Origin of the sequence: Pedobacter panaciterrae (assembly GCF_013204795.1) — a bacterium.
GTDB classification, from domain to species: domain Bacteria; phylum Bacteroidota; class Bacteroidia; order Sphingobacteriales; family Sphingobacteriaceae; genus Pedobacter; species Pedobacter panaciterrae.
In genome coordinates this window covers 173,872-191,639 of record NZ_JABMKW010000020.1, presented here as the reverse complement: position 1 = coordinate 191,639, position 17,768 = coordinate 173,872, and the positions used below count along the sequence as shown (strand labels likewise).

Here is a 17,768-nt window from a genome sequence, read left to right as displayed (position 1 = left end):
AATTCTGGGGTTTGTCTTAATTAATTAATTCAAGACTATTAATAGCAACCTTAGTGGTTAAAACACAACTCAGGCTATCTATTACTACTACTACTGTTCTTTCCTGAATTTTTATAACCCTGCCTTCTTTAAGGTTCATCAATCCCTCTTTAATTTTTACCCTGTCACCAATTTCCAAATATTGAAAAGCCATAACTTCAGTATCAGGGAATATTTCAAGACAACGTTTTATATCCTCTATAACACTTTCTCTAACCTGTGCCGGCTTTCCCATGTAATACACAAAGTTCATTACCCCTAAAGTAACCCTCACTTTAAGTTCCTCTCTTGGGTCTATGTATACAAAAACATAAGAATTAAACAGCGGAAGCTCTACTTCTTTTATCCTATCCGCCCATTTATTCTTTACCTTTCTTACCGGGCAGTAACTGGTAATACCTTGCAGTTTAAGCAACTCATCAACCTTCTTTTCCCATCTAGGGCGAGTGTAGATTACATACCACCTGCGTGGCATATTGGTTCTGATGGTGGACAGATTTTCCATAATTTTGATTTGAGATTATTAATTAGATTGTGGCCGGATACAGCTTCGCTACCTCACTTACATGATTAATTGCAGTTTTAGAGAAAAATCCTGTTGCACACCGTCCATTTCTTGAATATATCGGTCCCTTTTACCGATCTGTCACTACCCCCAACTCACCTAAACTTAATGTATCAGCTAATCCCTATATTAGCCTATCCCGGATAAGCATAGCCACCATAGCGGTAGGCATTCTTATTCTCTTTTTTAGCATCATTAAATACGATCATCGGATTTATTAATCTTCTGTTCTCACAGATCTCTTCAAATATTGCCAGATCTGCTTTGTTTGTATAATTGTACCGAACCAGATAAATACTCGAATCAGCATACTCTGCAAGCGTAAATGCATCAGCTACGTGCCCAATCGGAGAAGTATCCACGATAACATAATCAAACCGTTTTTTAAGCTCATGAAACAAAATTTTCAGTTTATGGCTCATTAGAATTTCTGCCGGGCTCTCAGATATCTCCCCGCAACCAATCACATATAAGTTATCCGATTGAGGGGCTTTTATCAAAATGTCATCAATAACCATGGTTTCCGATTTTAAATAATCAGATAAGCCCAATTTCGTTTTTATGTTCATGTTATTCAGCAAATCGGGCTTGCGCAAATCAAACTCCAGTATCGCAACCTTTTTTTCAACCAGCGACAAGGTAATGCCCAGGTTGATGCTAAAAAAAGTCTTACCCTCGCCTTTTGTGGTAGAAGTTACCAACAGAACTTTGTTGCTCTTATTCGTATTCATGAATTGCAGATTCGACCTGATGTACCTGAATAGTTCAGATATAGTGGTGCTTTTATCTTTATGAACTACAATAGACTCTCCTATTGCTTTATGACTAAGTTCTCCCAGAATCTTTCCATTTATAGCGATGTATTCTACATCATAAATATCTTTCACCTTATTGTTCATTTTATCTTTAACATAGATTACAGAAAATGGAACAAATAAGCCGGCTATCATCCCCAGCATGTAAATCATTTGTACTTTTGGTTTTGCAGGAGTAGGATTGTATGCAGGTGTATCTATGATTTGAGAAGTTGGAATAGTGGCAGACAGGGAAAGTTCTGTTTCTTCTCTCTTTTGAAGCAGATATTGATAAAGCGTTGTCTTAACACTCTGTTCCCTGCTTCTTTCCAACAGCCCCCGTTCTATAACCGGAACACTATTTAATTTAGCCGCAAACTGCGATGATTTGCTGTTTAATTTATTTTTCTCTAAAGTTAACCCTCTTCTTATCATACTAAGGTTCTCTAGCAAGCTGCCTTTTAAGCTGGTTAGTTGCTCAGTAAGATTGATCACCAAGGGATTGCTAACGCTACTATTGCGTAACAGCTTTTGTCTTTCAATCTGCAGATTATTATATTTTTCTGTCAGATTTAGCAAGGTTGGATCCTTTAAACCCAATGTGCTGGGTACCAATTCAAACTCACTATCTGCATTTTTCAGATAAGAAATTATAGATTGAATAAGACTCAACTGTACTTCGCTTGTCGACAGCTGATCATTATAATTACCCGACGACTGTAAGTTCATCTGTGCATCTGCACTCAATTCAGTAATCCTATTGTTTCTTTTGTAGTTTTCTACGTCTTGTTCAACTCCCGATAAATTACTGGTCAGCATTTTTAATTTACCATCAATAAACTTGATGGTATTTAAAGCCATTAAATTTTTATTGCTTACGTTCTCCAGGTTATACCTATAGATCAGCGTATTCAACATATCAACCCCGCGTTGAGGTATAGCATCCAAAACACTAAGAACAATTGTGTTAGCATCTTTAATTACTGGCAAAATAACCAGGCCACTGGAACTGTACGCCTGCGCTAACTGATAAAGATCTACAAAGCCAAAATGTATAGTTTTACCTGAAACCTCAAAGCCTTCCCCCTTTTGAACGACAATAGTGAATTGTGGGCGTGTTATTTTATTACCGAATCTGTAAATGGTTTCCTTGTCTTTTTCCCCTAAAACAAACTGGTCATTATTTATAGCTCTTAAAGTAAGCTTTAAGGCACGTGCTTTATCGGTAAGCTTATCTACCACAACTTCCATTGGCAGGTTTTTACCATACAATTCCTGTGTTTTTAAAGGAAGATTATAATGATACCTCACATTCATTTTAAGATCAGATAACACCTTATAAATCAAATCTCTTGATCGCATCACCTCCATTTCATCATCAACAGTTTTAGAGGTCTTAAACATATTCAAATCACTGAAAGCGGTTCCTTTTAACAGACCATCCCCTTTCGAGTCGTCCTGAACAAGCAGTGAGCTGGTGACCTTATATTTAGGTACCTGAGTTTGAAGATAAAACCACGCCCCACCTAAGCCCAGCAGTAGTGCAAGTCCAAAGAAATACCAATACTTAGCATATTTCATAATCTGAGCCTTTACGTCGGGGCTGTTCGTCGGATTTTGTTTGTTGTAAGCCATCACAATAAGTTTAAAAGATTAACACTGCCTTACTTATTCAAAAAAGTTGTCGCCAATACCGCCACAGCAGAGATTGCTGCAACAATTAGTGGCATTAATCGGTTGTTACTACTTACTTCAACTGATTTTGCTTTATCAGGCTCCACATAGATTACATCATTTTGCTTTAAATAGAAGTACGGAGAATTAAGCACGTCTTTGCTATTCAGGTTTACCCGCTCCATCCTTCTCTGTCCATCCAATTCTCTTATCAGTAAAACATTTTCTCTTTTGCCGTAAGGTGTCATATCGCCCGCTAACCCAAGTGCTTCGAGCAGATTTATTTTCTCACTGGTTACTGTAAAAGTTGAGGGGTGGTTAACCTCTCCGATTACGGTCACTCTAAAATTCATAAACTTGATATTTACAATGGCATTCTTCACATACTTATTAAGTTCAGATTCCATTAATGCCTGTGCCTGCCCTACAGTTAAACCTTGTAATTTGACTTGACCCAAAACAGGGAACTTCACAAATCCTTGTTTATTCACCCTGTAACCTTCTCTTTCGTATATTCCACCTACTGTTGGATTACTTGGAACAGAAGCAAATAAAATATTAGATTCGGGGCTGGTACTATTAACTGTAATACCCAGCACGTCATTTTGAAGTATGGTGGGCTCTCCGGCATCTAAAACCTGTGAACTACTTTCGCTGGCTCCTTTAAGATCACTGAAATAAACTAAATTTCTTTGTCTGGAACAGCTACTTAACATAATTAACATTAAGTAACAGAAGAGGTGTTTTAGATTCATAAAATATAATTTAAATTAAACACAATAAATGTTTGATTAAATACTATGATATGAATTTACACACTTATTATAATCCGTGAACCATACTTTAACTAGTTGTAAACCATTTTGTAAAAAGTTCACAGTTTATTGCACATACCTGTGAAATATCTTTCACAATAAGTAGTTATAAGTTTCTCACAACCTGTGTGATTACTCAGTCCTACTTTTTAGAAAAGTAAAACATTCTGCTCACTATAATTGTTATCAAGAGGCGAATAGGGAGCAAATCCATGAAAACGATCATCATTGCCACTGATTTCTCTGCATCTGCATTAAATGCAGCACGGTATGCAGCATCGTTAAGTAAACAGCTTCATGCTAAACAAATCTTGTTATATCACTCCTATGAATTACCTGTTGCTACCGAGATTCCATTTCCTGAGAATAGAGATGCACACATTTTACATGAGAAAAGCATCACATCTCTTAATAATGTAAAAACGGCAATTTCGGATCTGTGTGCACAAGATACCGCTATCGAAATCTTTACCGACGACAGTCCCATAATAATGGGCTTAGAACAGCTTTCAAAGCAATACCCAGATCCTTTTGTAGTTATCGGCATTACAGGGAAAAGCAGAGGACTTACCGCCTTAATAGGTAGTAACACAATAAGCATTGTTAAAAGCGTATCAATGCCCATTCTTGTTATTCCTAATGAGTCGAGTTACACAACTATAAAAAACATGGTGTTAAGCTGTGATTTGAAAGAAGTAAACGAAACCAGCCCGGTAAATACCATAAAGTCATTTATGCATGCTTTAAACACCAGGCTTCTCCTGCTAAACGTTGATCATAATGAATCAGCTCATTTTAATCCTGATCGCATTATAGAACAATATAACCTTCACAAGTTATGGGATAATGAAACGCCGGAATACCACTATACAGATAATCCGGACGTTGCATTAGGAATCATGGAGTTTGCAAAACAGCATGCCTCAGGTATAGTCATAATAGTTGCAAAAACGTATGGCTTCTTTGAGGGGCTATTTCATAAAAGCATGACAAGAAAACTTGCTTTGAATACGCAATTACCCTTATTAATATTAAAGGAAGTCCACCAAAAAGTCCATCAATAATCTACATGATAATCTTTTTGAAAAGACTTACCGCTCCAGGCGCTCTTTGCAGTCCAGTCTGCAGGTGCTTGTGTCCAGAACAAATTAGTTTCAGGTAAGCCCAATGGCAAAAATGAAAGCGTAGCCATATAAAGGCTACCTGTGGATGTATAGTAATCAGCAATATCTGGTTGATGTCCACAAAAACCCAGAGTTAGCCAGTTATTCTTATCAAAAGTTCCTGGTATACTATACATATTCTGTTTAACTTTTGTTAATGCACACCGAACTTGTGCTGGCAAAATAGATTCAGGAAGCTTTTCCATTAGGGCAATCTGACTTAAGGCCTGAAAAGCACCGGTCCTATAAGTAATGGAACGGCCAATTGGAGGGTAAGTACCTTCCGGAGAAATCATTCTTTCCTGGCCTACTGCATAACGTTGCATTCTGATTAATGCAAGCTCATAGCTTTTCTCTTCTGCTAGCTTATGATCAACTAAAAGCCGAAGCGTATCAACCATCATTGGATGTATTACAAAGGAATTGTAATAATCAAATGCCAGATTAGGTCCATCGCCATACCATCCATCGCCTTTGTACCAGTCATTCAGGCTATCAACTCCATTTGTTATCCGGACATGGTTATATTCCTCTCCAATAGAAAGCAAAAATGCTTCCGTAATAGCGCCAAACAATAACCAGTTACTGTTAAATGGCTTTCTGTTCCTCAGTGATTTAAATGAGGATACGATCCGTTGCTTAGTTAATGAATCAAGAGGCTCCCATAAAGCCTTTGGTGCCCTTAAAAATGCCTGCGCCAGGTAAGCAGAATCCACAATAGGCTGATAGTCCTTTGAGAAATTTAAAAGATCGGGGCTTGATGGATCAAAGCATTTGTTTAAACCAGTAATAGCGTCTGCTCTCAGTTTTTTTCTCAATACAGCTTCCCTGGTATTGTCATCTGGCAGCGCAATCCACGGGGCAATCCCCGCATAAGTTCGACCTACCGCTTCAAGGTAGGTAACACTTAACGATCTGGAATCAAAAGTCGGCGACTTCTCAAGCGGCATATTTTTCTTCAATGTTCCGCTGGCCAGATTGGAAACCACCGGGCTGGCAATTTTATATAAAAGCTCGCACCAGTATTCCCGGTCATTCCTATATGGGCCTAAGCGATTAGCTTTGTATTCAGCAGCCAAAAGTTGTGTTGAACTCACTACGCCGGCTGCCGTTGCAAATGACATCGCTTCTATAAATTTTCTTCTTCTCATATTTTGGCTTTATCATAATTATTTTCACCACTGCGCTCCTTTTTCTTTGTTTCCAAAACAATCACAAAGGGTTTACTCTGGCTAGCGGGGTTGGCATAAACAAAGTATTCATTGGTGTGCACTTCTTCTACTTTTAAAACCTGGTTCTGGTCGGCAAGCAGATAAGATTTGGCAATCGCAGTTTTAGCAGGTAATTTAACACGATAAGCGCCTGATACCGGAATGTTAAAGACCACCATATATATCTTATCAATACCTGTTTTTTTTGTTGAATAGCCCCAGTCTTGCTTCTCTAAACCACTATATCCACAATTATATATTGCCTCATTGTTAACTTTCATCCAGTCGCCTATCTCCAAAGCAAGCCTTTTCTCCTGGTCACGGATAGAACCGTCTCCTTTGGGGCCAAAATTCAGCACAAAATTCCCACCCAGTGAAACAGCTTTTGCTGTCATCTCTATTAACTCAGTTGAAGTTTTAATATGTCCCTTCCATGCTTTATTGTACCCCCATTGATTTTCTGGAATCGTCATTACGCAATCCCAGTCGTTTCCATGTACATCAGCAATCGTATTTGGTAGTTTACGCTCCCATCCTTGTTCATAATCTCCCATAAGTACGTTGTTCGAATCAAAATGGCGTTTTCCATATTCATCAGCTCTAAAACGACTGCCAATAATCAAACCAGGGCGAAGTTTTCGCATTTCGGCTTCCAGTTCATCAGCAAACTTCGCCTGCTTTATCCATGATTTATCCCAGGTGCCATCAAACCATAGTCCTTTAGCTTTTGGATACATAGTCAATAATTCTATTAGCTGATTACGTGTAAATTTTTTGAATCCCTCAAAGGCGATACTATCCGCCCTGGTTTTGATATCATAACGCCATCCCGGATGATTCCAGTCCATAATAGAGAAATATAAGATCACATCTATCCCTGCCTTATCATAAGCATCAACCAACGGTTTCATGATGTCTTTTTTCCATGGAGAATTGGCTACTGTATACGATGTGTATTTACTAGGCCATAAACAGAAACCATCATGGTGTTTGGTGGTAATGGTTACATATCTGGCTCCCATATCCTTTGCAATCGCAGCCCACTGATCAGCATTGAAATTAACGGGATTAAACTTATAAATTAGCGAATCATAAGCCGGTTTGGGCATTTCATTCCAGGACCGGATCCACTCAGCGGCACCATTATATTGTTTACCATTCCATTCTCCACCCGGAATAGCATACAAACCCCAGTGAATAAACTGCCCAAGTCCATTACCTCTCCATTTTTGCATGATGGCATCGGTACGTTTACCCTCACGGTGTGAGCCATGTTTTAGTTTTATCTTTTCAGCATTCTGAGCGTAAACAGTGCCAGTAGTGCCTGCTATTAAAAGGAATAATAAATGTAGAATGATGAAGCTTTTAATTGGTTTTCTAACCATGATTCAGGGAATAATAGGTGTCTTTTCTTTTAATTAAATGGGTTAGTTTTATTTCCAGTTAGGATTCTGTACCAGATTTTTATTAAGGATCAGATCCTCGGTAGGAATTGGAAACAAATAGCCTTTCGTTTCGTCAAATTTGCGACCGGCCGGAATTGTTTTAAAATAAGGCAATATATATCCCTCGGCGCTTAAATAAATATCCTTGTTAACCACTACTGTAGGGAATTGCGACTGAACAAATTTAATTCCCTCAACAGGAACATTTATCAATTTACCTGCCTTCCATCTCATCAGATCGTCCCAACGGGTATTTTCAAAAGCCATCTCTACACGTCTTTCTCTACGAATTTCTCTTAATAAAGGAGGAATTGAAGCGCCAACATAAGTTTGATAGATCCCATCCAAACGTGAATCTGCAGGCTCATTGCCTATTGTTAAATGCGGCATTCCTACACGGTCCCGCAATTTGTTAATTGTCTGATCAATAACAAGCTGATTCACTTCACCTAATTCATACTTTGCTTCAGCATAGTTTAACAATACTTCTGCAAAGCGAAATACGGGGGCAGCCTGCTGTCCATTGGTAACTCTTTCCCAATCCACAGGATTATTATAGAACCATTTGGCCAAACGATAACCAGTTGGACATTTATTGCCATTCATTCCCGGCAAGTTTGGCAATGGTGCATTATTTGCACCCTGTATGGTGGTATTAGCCAGATTGTAAGTTCCAAAATTGGCAATAGTTTGGGTTAAGCGCGGATCACGGTTTTCCATTTCAGTTTGGATCGATCCCTTTCCTTTGAACAACGGACTTGTCGAAATGGTTAAACCGTCAGCGCATAAATACTCGTCTACCAGGCTACGGGTAGCTCCAAACTGATGCCTTAAATTTTGTGCAAAATAACGGCTAAATGCGGCGCCGTAAGTCACTGCTGCAGAATACTCCCTCCACATAATCACCTCAGGATTGGATTTGTAAGATTCCGTAGCAAACAAGCTATTGTATACGGTATTGTAATCTCCCTGTACTAAACTGTATTTGTTAAGCAAGGCTTCAGAAGCTTCAGCAGAATATCTCAGAAACGTATTCGCATCCAAGCCCAGCTCTGTATGGTACTTTCTGTAGGTACCTTCAAATAATCCAATTCTGGATTTTAAGAACAGTGCCATATCCTTATTTAAACGATTTGTTTCTTCAGTACCTTTGGCCGGCAGGTAGTCTATGGCCATGTTAAGAATAACCATTACAGAATCCATTACCTCAGCCCTTGGGGTTCTTGCGCCAAACAGCTCCGGTGAATTTATATTTAACGAATGTTGTAACCACGAAACATCACCGAATAGCTTCACCTTATTGAAATAGTCCCATGCTTTAAAAAAATAGATCTCTCCTAAATATTTGTTCGCTATATTATCCGGAAGACTGGCACGTTTATAATTATCTATAAAGAAGTTCAGCTGTCTCACACCTTCAAAATTCCATCCACCGGAACCGCTTCCACCAGAAAGATAGGCAATGTATTCATCGGTACCTACTTTAGAATAGGTAAGCGGTGCGGCATTATCCGTAATTACATCCCCATAAACCAAGGTATTCACATTTACACCATATGGCTGAACCGTACCATCGGCAAAATCGGTTCCAAATCCTACAATGTATTTTGGGTAAAGGCTGTTTGCATACAGCTTTAAGTCGTTCTCGGTTTTCCAGTAATTTTCATCAGTGATCTGATCCAAAGGATAGCGGTCTAACAGATTCTTTTTGCATCCAAAGAGCAGCAAGCAGGATATTACACCCAGTGTATATATTTTGATATTGTTTTTCATGTTTGTTTAATTTGAGTACTAATTATTTAACCTAAAATGTTGCCTGTAAGCCAAATGCATATGATCTGATAATTGGATAGTTCATCCCAACCAATTCAGGATCAAAAGTTTTCGGAACACTCTTAAATTCAAATAAATTATAGGCAGAAGCAGAAAGTCTTACCCTTTGCAATTTAATTTTATTGGTAAAGCCCTTAGGAAGTGTATACCCTAATGCTAAATTTTTCATGCGCAGGTAAGCACCATTTTCGAGATACCTTGTTTGTACCTGTCTGTTCCTGCTCGCATTTTTATAGGCAGGGTAAAATGCGTCTGTACGCTCCGGAGTCCAGGAGTTATTGTAAGTTTCCCATGTACCTGTTGTACCAGCTCCCCAGTAAAGATTGTTTCCAATCCACAGGTCTCTCTTTCCTACACCCTGTACAAATATATCCAGGTCTACATTCCTGTAGCTAAAATTGGAGTTAAAGCCAAACTGATATCTTGGGGTACTATTCCCTATGATCTTCCTGTCTCCGGAATTCCCAACAGTATTATTTCCAAAATTAATCTCGTTATTACCATCAATATCTTTATATCTCACATCACCTGGAAACCAAAGGCCGGATGAAATTAGCTTTTGAGTGGGCGAATTCGCAATTTCTTCTTTAGTCTGAAAAATCCCGAAGGTTTCATAACCCCAAATCTCACCCATTTTCTGGTCTTCATATAAATACTGATCGCTTAACAGCTTGTTCGGATTATTATCAAACTTTACTACTTCCGACTGGCTATCTCCAAGCGTAAGGGCCAAATCATAATTTAATCCAAAACCTGTTGAATTTCTGTATTTCATTGTTAACTCCCAGCCTTTTGTGTCAATGGTTGCCGAATTTCTGGTTGGCGATGAAGCACCCAGAACGGAAGGATATTTTAAGCCATCAATTAAAATGTCAGAAGTCCTTCTTCTGTACCAATCAAAATTGACTTCAAAGTTTTTAAATGCTGTCAAATCAAATCCAAAATCAATTGTAGTTGCTGTTTCCCAGGTTAAATCCGGATCAACCAGGCCCGGAGGTGTAACCCCCACAGGTCTTACACCATTTAATAGGTATTGAAGCTGACTATTCGTTCCATAGTTTAAGATGTATATGTAATTGGCTACGTTCTGATTACCCAAACTACCATATGAAGCTCTTAACTTAAAATCATTGATATATGGTTTTATGCCTTTCGCAAAAGATTCCTCGCTTACGCGCCATCCTGCAGAAAATGAAGGAAAAAACTTATAACGTATGTCAGAAGGGAACTTAGAAGTACCATCATAGCGACCATTTGATTCAAATAAATATTTGCCATCATAGTTATATGTAAAACGATAAAACAGACCACGAACTGCCCATTCCTGTTCACTATCGCCTACTGTTCTTTCTCCTTGTGCCTGCCCAAGAACCGGAACATTTGAATTGATCATGTTTCTTTGGGCCGATACGCTTTGGTCGGTATACCATTCCTGGTTAAAACCCACTGTTCCATGAAAATTATGCTTATCCGCTATTGTCTTGGCATAATCGGTAAAGATATTTATGGTGTACTTATTAGAATTTAAATTATACCGGTAAACATAATCAGGATCAGTATGAACTGCAGTAAATGAACCTACTGTACTTTCCAGGCGCTCTAAACGTGGCAAAATTGTTTTTTGAATGTTGCTATTGCTTAGATAAGAAAAGTCTCCTTTTAAAGACCATTCCTTTGTAAGTGTAAAAGTTGGTGCAGCTGCTAATAAAATATTCGATTTAGTTTCCTTGTCAGACGAACCATACTCCATAAAAGACAATATATTATCTGTATATTTTTGTGGCAGATTTAAAGATGAGGGAACATGTATCGGCATATTGACATTTCGGTTAGGCTCCTGCGACATTGCTGTCCACCAGCCCCCTTTGCCCGATGGGCTAACCGGTTCTATATAAGTTGAACTGTTATAGGCTGTTCTGAAATCCATTTTAAACCACTGGTTTACTTTTGAACTTACATTTAACAAGGCGTTATAACGTTTAAAATTATCTGTATTAATCTTGTATAATCCGTCCTGATCCTGATAACCGATAGAGCCATAAAATGATGTTCTATCGTTTCCACCCGACAATGACAAGTTATGCTTTTGCATAGGCGAAGACTTTAACAAGGCTTCCTTGTATGGATTTACATTGCCTCTCCATAGAATATTGGTTTTATTTACGTCGGCATCTGCAAAATAATAAGGTTCATTATTTATAGGGTCATCCATATACTCCTTAATCTTCTGCAGTTTCAATATTTCATTTGAACCGGCCGAAATACCTTCCAGCTCCGAAGCTTTAATACTTGCCTCCTGAATGGTATAAGCATCCAATATGTCCGGAACAGCTGTAGGTGAGCTCCATTGAAAGGAGTTAGAATAATTCACTTTTGTTTGTCCGCTTTTGCCAGATTTGGTTTTTATCAAAAGTACACCAAATGCTCCTCTGGCTCCATAAATAGCGGCAGAGGCTGCATCCTTTAACAAGGTAACAGACTCTATATCTTCCGGATTTAATTGGTTAGGATCCATCTCAATCCCATCCACCAGTGTAAAAGGCTGCCCAGATGAAAACTTAATCTTATTGCCATCATTCTTATCCTTATAAAAGGAAGTAGCTCCCCTGATATTGTAAGATGCAGAAGCATTAGGACTGCCATTAGAAATACTAACATTAAAATTAGGCATCACTCCTTGCAGCGCCTGACCAAGGTTTGCCGTTGGCCTGTTTTCAAGCATCTTTGAATCGATCTGACTAACTGCACCTGTTAAATTTGCCTTCTTCTGTACGCCATATCCCACTACCACTACTTCATTAAGTTTATTGTTCTCCTCCTGCAGGGCAACTTTTAAACTTGTATGCTCATTTTCAATAACAATACGTTTAGTGGTAAAACCAATGGCAGTAAATACCAATACGTCATTAACATTAGCTGTAATCTGGAAATTCCCGTTTACATCACTTGCGGTGGTGGTATTAGATTTTTCTACCTTAATGTTCACACCTGGTACCGGAAGGTTACTGGCGTCAACAACCTGGCCTTTTATTAAAGCTTTCTGCTGGCTCTTTTTAAAAGGAATTGTCTTTGGTAATGACAATTTAAGCGGGTCAGTCTTTCTTTCCGCGTGTGCGTCTAAAACTATGCTATTACTGAAAGTCAGCCAACAGATAAGTCCAGTCGCATAGAAGCGTAGATTTTTTGGTTTCATGAATTCATTGTTTAGGTTTAAAGATTAGTTTGATGTTTTGGTTATAGTGGTTCATTCTGCAAACGTTTTCATATCACCTCCCTCAGTAGATAATGTTTGCATTTAATGGAATCAAAACTGGCTGTTAATTCTTTCAAAAAAGATGAAAATTCTAAATCATATGGTAGAAAATTCAAAACTAAAGGAGTATTTTCACACCTTTAATTGATTATGAAGGCATTTTGTCTCTTCTTCCTTCTACTTTTACCATTTCATAACTATGCCCAAAAGGGAGCTGCCTTCAGCAATCTTAGCATGGAAAATGGTTTGTCTCAAAATTCCGTTATAAGTATCGCTCAGGACCAAAAACATTTTCTATGGTTTGGTACCAGACGAGGGTTGAACAGATACGACGGTTTTCAGTTTAGGATTTATACCAACAATCCAAAAGACAGTAAAAGCATACCTCATAATGTAATCGATTGCCTGTTGGCCGACTCCTTTGGTCAGTTGTGGATCGGTACAATTAATGGGCTAAGCCGATACGATAATAAGAACGACAACTTTATCAAAGTCAAAATTCTAAACGACACCATAAATTGCATCTATGAGGATCCTCAGAAAAATCTGTGGGTAGGTACTTACAACGGGCTTGGTTTACTAGACAGGAAAAGCGGCAAATTCAAAATATTCCGTTTTAATAAACTTGATAAAAACCAACGGATAAATAACATATATAGTCTGTTTAAAGATCATGAGCAGAACCTGTGGGTTGGAACAGGCTATGGATTAATACGAATGACCATAAATAACGGCCAGTCCAGGGCAGTCCTCTTCAAAAATTCAGCTCACTCCTCTACCAGCATCAGTGCTAACTATATCACCAGTATCACCAGCGATAAAGCCAACAACATCTGGATTGGTACCGACAAGGGTTTAAACTTATACCAAACAAGGGGTACATTCGCGCACTACACCCATAACTCAAACAACATCAACACCCTTGTTCATAACGACATACGCGACATCATCTGCAATAAGGACGGAACACTATGGATAGGAACACAAGAAGGCTTAAGCATATTAAACCCCAAAACAAAAATATTCACCAATTACAAACACAATCCTGATCAGAATGGAGGTCTTACCCAGAATTCACTACACAGCATTTTTCAGGATGTTAGTAACACCGTCTGGATTGGAAGCTTTTACGGTGGGGTCGATGCCCTTTTCCCCTATTCTACTGGTTTTAAAACTTATAGAGCAAGTGGACTGATTTCCAGCCTGAGCAGCAACATCGTCAGCACAATTGTTGAAGATGACCGCCACAATCTCTGGATCGGAACAGAAGGCGGTGGGCTCAACCATTTTAATCGTAGCAATAATACCTACACTCATTATAAATCCATTCCCGGTAACAACAATACATTACCCTCTAATCTGGTTAAAACGGTCCTGCGGCAAAAGAACGGCAACCTGATTATTGGCATGCACGAAGGTCTCATTAGCATTTTTAATCCGGCAACTAAAACCTTTACCCGGCAAATAACCAATGTAAAAGATACCAGTAACAATCGGGGCAGTGCAGATATTATGACCATACTTGAAGATAGTAGTGGTATGATCTGGGTCGGCTCCAGAGACGGGCTCAATAATATAAGTAGTTCTAGTGATCACACATTAAAAAGCCCCATTGAGAAAAAACTACTTTCCAGATATGTCCAAACACTCTTTGAAGACGCCGACAAAAACATTTGGATAGGCACAACCAAAGGGTTGCATCTTTACTATCCAAAAACGGGAAAGCTAGCGTATTTCACAAAAAAAGAAGGAAATGCCGATAGTTTGCAGTCAGATTACATCAACTGTATCATACAAACCTCAAATGGAAAATTTTGTCTTGGGACCTATTTTGGCGGGGTTTCCTTATTTGATTCCCGAACAGGGAAATTTAAAACCTATACACAAAAAGATGGTTTGTGCAACAACAATGTACTTGGTATTATTGAAGATAAAGGAGGTAATTTATGGATCAGCACGGATAATGGACTGTCAATACTCAATCCGATAACCGGAAAATTCAAAAATTACACTAAAAGCGATGGCCTTGCAGGAAACGACTTTAATATGAGGTCCTTTTTTAAGGACCATAACAATGAATTCTTTTTTGGAGGTTATAATGGTCTTACTTCGTTCTTTCCCAACCAGATAGAGATCAATACTCATATCGATCCTATTGTATTTACAGAGTTAAAGCTTTTCAACCAACCTGTCGCTGTAAATGGCCCGGATCAATTGCTAAAAGAAAATATTAATACTACCAAAAACCTTAGGTTCAAACATAATCACAATAATTTTAGTCTGGGTTTTGCCCTGCTAAATTACATCAGACCAGACAAAAATAAATATACTTATAAGTTAGCAGGGTACGACAAAGACTGGATCAATTCAGACATTCCAAACGCCAGCTATGCTAATCTTCCATCCGGAGAATATACATTTGTAGTTAAAGGAGTTAACAACGACGGCACACCAGGCCAGACATCAGCAAGCATTAATATCACCATATTACCTCCTCTATGGGCTACCTGGTGGGCATATTTATGCTACCTGCTCCTATTTTCAGTCATACTCTTCCTTACCGTGAGGTATCTTTTTATACGTGCATTATTAAAACGATCAGAGGATGTGCAAAAGATGAAGTTAAACTTCTTCACCTATATCGCCCATGAGATTCGAACTCCGTTAACATTAATTCTTGCACCATTAGAAAACCTTGCTAAAACATCACAGGATAATCTGGAAATTCATCAACAGGTTATTCCAATAAAAAACAATGCCGACAGGCTAATGAGGCTTATAACGGAATTAATGGATTTTAGAAAGGCTGAAACCGGTCATCTGAAATTACACGTAACTAAGGGTAACATTGTCGCATATGCAAATGAGATGTTCCTCGCATTTCGGCACAATGCAATTACTCGTAACATTCAATACGATTTTCTCCATCAATATGACCAAACCATAGTATATTTTGATAAAGCACAGATGGAAAAAGTACTCTTCAACCTGCTTTCTAATGCATTTAAGTTTAGCAACAACGGCGGAAAGATTACATTATCTATAAATGAATATGACCAATTCGTAGAAATTAAAGTTGTAGACAATGGAAAGGGCATTCCGTATGAAAGCCAAAACAAACTTTTTAGTGATTACTTCCAGGTAGACGAGCAAGAATCTAACCATATTGGTTCTGGGATAGGTCTGGCCTTGTCCAAAAGCATCATTGAAGCTCATCATGGCAAAATAGAAATCCTAAGTAATCCAGCCACCACTCAAGAGCCTGGCTATACTTGCTTTATTGTTAAGCTTAAAAAAGGAAATTCGCACTTTAAGCCAAGCGAACTTAGTGAAGTTAAAAGTGCAGACTTCCCGTCCAAACTGTACGTACAACAATTTGTTGAAGAGGAAGCAGCTGAGCAAAATAAACACCCCAAAGCCCAGGAAACCATTCTGATCGTAGAAGATAATGCAGAGATTATGCAACTCATAGCCGGTGCTATTGGCAAACAATATCACACAACGGAATCTGTTGATGGGCTTAAGGGATGGGAAACAGCAATTGAATTGCTACCTGATCTGATCATCTGCGATGTAATGATGCCAATAATGGATGGATTAGCCTTATGCAGTAAGTTAAAAACAGATGAACGTACCAGCCATATTCCCGTAATTCTCCTTACTGCCAGGTCATCGCACATCCATCAGTTAAGCGGACTGGAAACCGGAGCCGATGCTTATATCACTAAGCCTTTCAGCATGGATCTGTTGCTGCTAAACGTGCGTAACTTATTGCAATCAAGAGCAACAATGCGCCAAAAATTTGTTCAGCAGGTAAACCTACAGCCTCAAGACATAACCATCAACTCTACAGACCATGCATTTATGACTAAAATCCTGGGTTATATTGAAAGTCATCTGTCTGATGAAAATTTTGGCGTACCCGAATTGGCCCAAAAAATCGGAATGAGTCAGCCCGTACTTTACAAGAAGATCCGGACAATGACAACCCTTTCTGTAAATGATTTTATCAAAACAATTCGATTGAAAAAAGCCGCTCAACTGTTAGCTGAGCATAGGTATACCATATCAGAAATTTCTTATCTGGTAGGTTTTAACGATCCAAAATATTTTAGCAGAGAATTTAGAAAACAATATGGTCATACGCCACGAGAATATATAAAGAACCTCTAATCCCAGTACTTAAATTTCAATTCCGTTAATGTCAGTGGTCAATATCTCACTCATATAATCAAAAAATGGGCGCATATTTTTAAAGGTTAGCGTTGCCTGCGCTAAAAAGCGCTCATTTAAAACCTCTTCATCAGAAAACCTTCTAATGAGCAAAAACTGCTTGTATCGTAATAAATCAATGTTTTCATGATCGGCCTTGAAACCCTTAGGCGCGGTTTTCAATTGCTCTCCTTTCAATGTTTCGAATGTTGAAATAAAGGAGCCACTCTGTATGATCTCTCTTAATGGCGTGGCATCAAAACCAATATGTTCCCTTATTTGTTTTAAATCCTGTGCCGATGGCCCCCAGAATCCGCCTGCAATAAAACTATTCCCCTTCTCTATATGAAAATAGTATCCTCCCCTGCGGTACTTTGTGGCGCGCCTGAAACTACCACTCCAGTGGGTTTTGAATGGGGTTTTATCTTTAGAAAACCGGGTATCCCTATAAATACGATACACGCTTTTTCGTCCGGAAGGAGTTTCTATTACATCGTCTACATTTAGGTCCTGTAACAAGCCGTCAGCAAAGACTTCTATAAGCGCTTGCTCTTTTAGAAATTCTTCTTTATGCTCGTTAAACCACTCTCTATTGTTGTTTTCTTTTAATTGATCTAAAAAATTTAAGCTGGAAGAATGTATCTGAGGTTTTGAATGAAGCTTTGCCATATGCAAAACTAAATAAAACGATCGCCAAAACGAATATCGGCTGAACACTTTTGCGCAAATACTACATACTTAAACTTAGAATAACGGCAAGGCAA

10 protein-coding genes are annotated in these 17,768 nt (G+C 38.6%); 2 read left to right on the top strand and 8 right to left on the bottom strand.

What is annotated here, in order from left to right; translation table 11 throughout:
• Positions 1-16 precede the first annotated feature (16 nt).
• The 3 genes from HQN86_RS19605 to HQN86_RS19595 form a co-directional block, all read right to left on the bottom strand.
• Positions 17-544 (bottom strand): UpxY family transcription antiterminator, encoded by a 528-nt coding sequence (locus HQN86_RS19605; RefSeq protein WP_172662589.1) that lies wholly within the window; start codon positions 542-544, stop codon positions 17-19.
• A 194-nt stretch (positions 545-738) separates the two neighbouring features.
• Complete coding sequence (locus HQN86_RS19600; RefSeq protein WP_172662588.1) at positions 739-3,033, bottom strand: GumC family protein; 2,295 nt, start codon at positions 3,031-3,033, stop codon at positions 739-741.
• A 29-nt stretch (positions 3,034-3,062) separates the two neighbouring features.
• Complete coding sequence (locus tag HQN86_RS19595) at positions 3,063-3,788, bottom strand: polysaccharide biosynthesis/export family protein (RefSeq protein ID WP_246269693.1); 726 nt, start codon at positions 3,786-3,788, stop codon at positions 3,063-3,065.
• 311 nt (positions 3,789-4,099) lie between these two features.
• On the opposite strand from HQN86_RS19595, the gene HQN86_RS19590 reads away from it, so the two are divergent.
• Positions 4,100-4,951 (top strand): universal stress protein, encoded by an 852-nt coding sequence (locus HQN86_RS19590; protein ID WP_172662586.1) that lies wholly within the window; start codon positions 4,100-4,102, stop codon positions 4,949-4,951.
• Here the strand turns inward: HQN86_RS19590 and HQN86_RS19585 are convergent.
• From HQN86_RS19585 to HQN86_RS19570, 4 genes are read right to left on the bottom strand one after another with little or no spacing between them, the layout of a single operon-like run.
• Positions 4,945-6,201 carry a DUF2264 domain-containing protein gene (locus HQN86_RS19585; protein WP_172662585.1) on the bottom strand — a complete coding sequence of 419 codons (1,257 nt, stop codon included), beginning with the start codon at positions 6,199-6,201 and terminating at the stop codon, positions 4,945-4,947. The genes HQN86_RS19590 and HQN86_RS19585 overlap by 7 nt on opposite strands.
• Positions 6,198-7,646, bottom strand: a complete 1,449-nt coding sequence (locus tag HQN86_RS19580) for an alpha-L-fucosidase (RefSeq protein ID WP_172662584.1) — start codon at positions 7,644-7,646, stop codon at positions 6,198-6,200. Before HQN86_RS19580 ends, HQN86_RS19585 begins: the two co-directional genes overlap by 4 nt.
• 48 nt (positions 7,647-7,694) lie before the next feature.
• Positions 7,695-9,479 (bottom strand): RagB/SusD family nutrient uptake outer membrane protein, encoded by a 1,785-nt coding sequence (locus tag HQN86_RS19575; RefSeq protein ID WP_172662583.1) that lies wholly within the window; start codon positions 9,477-9,479, stop codon positions 7,695-7,697.
• A 31-nt stretch (positions 9,480-9,510) separates the two neighbouring features.
• A complete protein-coding gene (locus HQN86_RS19570; RefSeq protein WP_172662582.1) occupies positions 9,511-12,732 on the bottom strand; it encodes a SusC/RagA family TonB-linked outer membrane protein in 3,222 nt (1,073 codons plus the stop codon).
• A gap of 210 nt (positions 12,733-12,942) precedes the next feature.
• Between HQN86_RS19570 and HQN86_RS19565 the strand changes: the two genes are divergently transcribed.
• Entirely contained in the window at positions 12,943-16,965 is a 4,023-nt protein-coding gene (locus tag HQN86_RS19565; protein ID WP_172662581.1) for a hybrid sensor histidine kinase/response regulator transcription factor, read from the top strand.
• Between the two features lie 9 nt (positions 16,966-16,974).
• Here the strand turns inward: HQN86_RS19565 and HQN86_RS19560 are convergent, their stop codons facing one another.
• Positions 16,975-17,673, bottom strand: a complete 699-nt coding sequence (locus tag HQN86_RS19560) for a DUF2461 domain-containing protein (RefSeq protein ID WP_172662580.1) — start codon at positions 17,671-17,673, stop codon at positions 16,975-16,977.
• Positions 17,674-17,768: the final 95 nt, after the last annotated feature.

Bases quoted from the DNA above. Each gene is read 5' to 3' on its own strand.
- HQN86_RS19595 (WP_246269693.1), bottom strand. From the start codon at position 3,788: ATGTTAAGTAGCTGTTCCAGACAAAGAAATTTAGTTTATTTCAGTGAT.
- HQN86_RS19560 (WP_172662580.1), bottom strand. From the start codon at position 17,673: ATGGCAAAGCTTCATTCAAAACCTCAGATACATTCTTCCAGCTTAAAT.
- HQN86_RS19580 (WP_172662584.1), bottom strand. From the start codon at position 7,646: ATGGTTAGAAAACCAATTAAAAGCTTCATCATTCTACATTTATTATTC.
- HQN86_RS19575 (WP_172662583.1), bottom strand. From the start codon at position 9,479: ATGAAAAACAATATCAAAATATATACACTGGGTGTAATATCCTGCTTG.
- HQN86_RS19570 (WP_172662582.1), bottom strand. From the start codon at position 12,732: ATGAAACCAAAAAATCTACGCTTCTATGCGACTGGACTTATCTGTTGG.
- HQN86_RS19585 (WP_172662585.1), bottom strand. From the start codon at position 6,201: ATGAGAAGAAGAAAATTTATAGAAGCGATGTCATTTGCAACGGCAGCC.
- HQN86_RS19590 (WP_172662586.1), top strand. From the start codon at position 4,100: ATGAAAACGATCATCATTGCCACTGATTTCTCTGCATCTGCATTAAAT.
- HQN86_RS19600 (WP_172662588.1), bottom strand. From the start codon at position 3,033: ATGGCTTACAACAAACAAAATCCGACGAACAGCCCCGACGTAAAGGCT.
- HQN86_RS19565 (WP_172662581.1), top strand. From the start codon at position 12,943: ATGAAGGCATTTTGTCTCTTCTTCCTTCTACTTTTACCATTTCATAAC.
- HQN86_RS19605 (WP_172662589.1), bottom strand. From the start codon at position 544: ATGGAAAATCTGTCCACCATCAGAACCAATATGCCACGCAGGTGGTAT.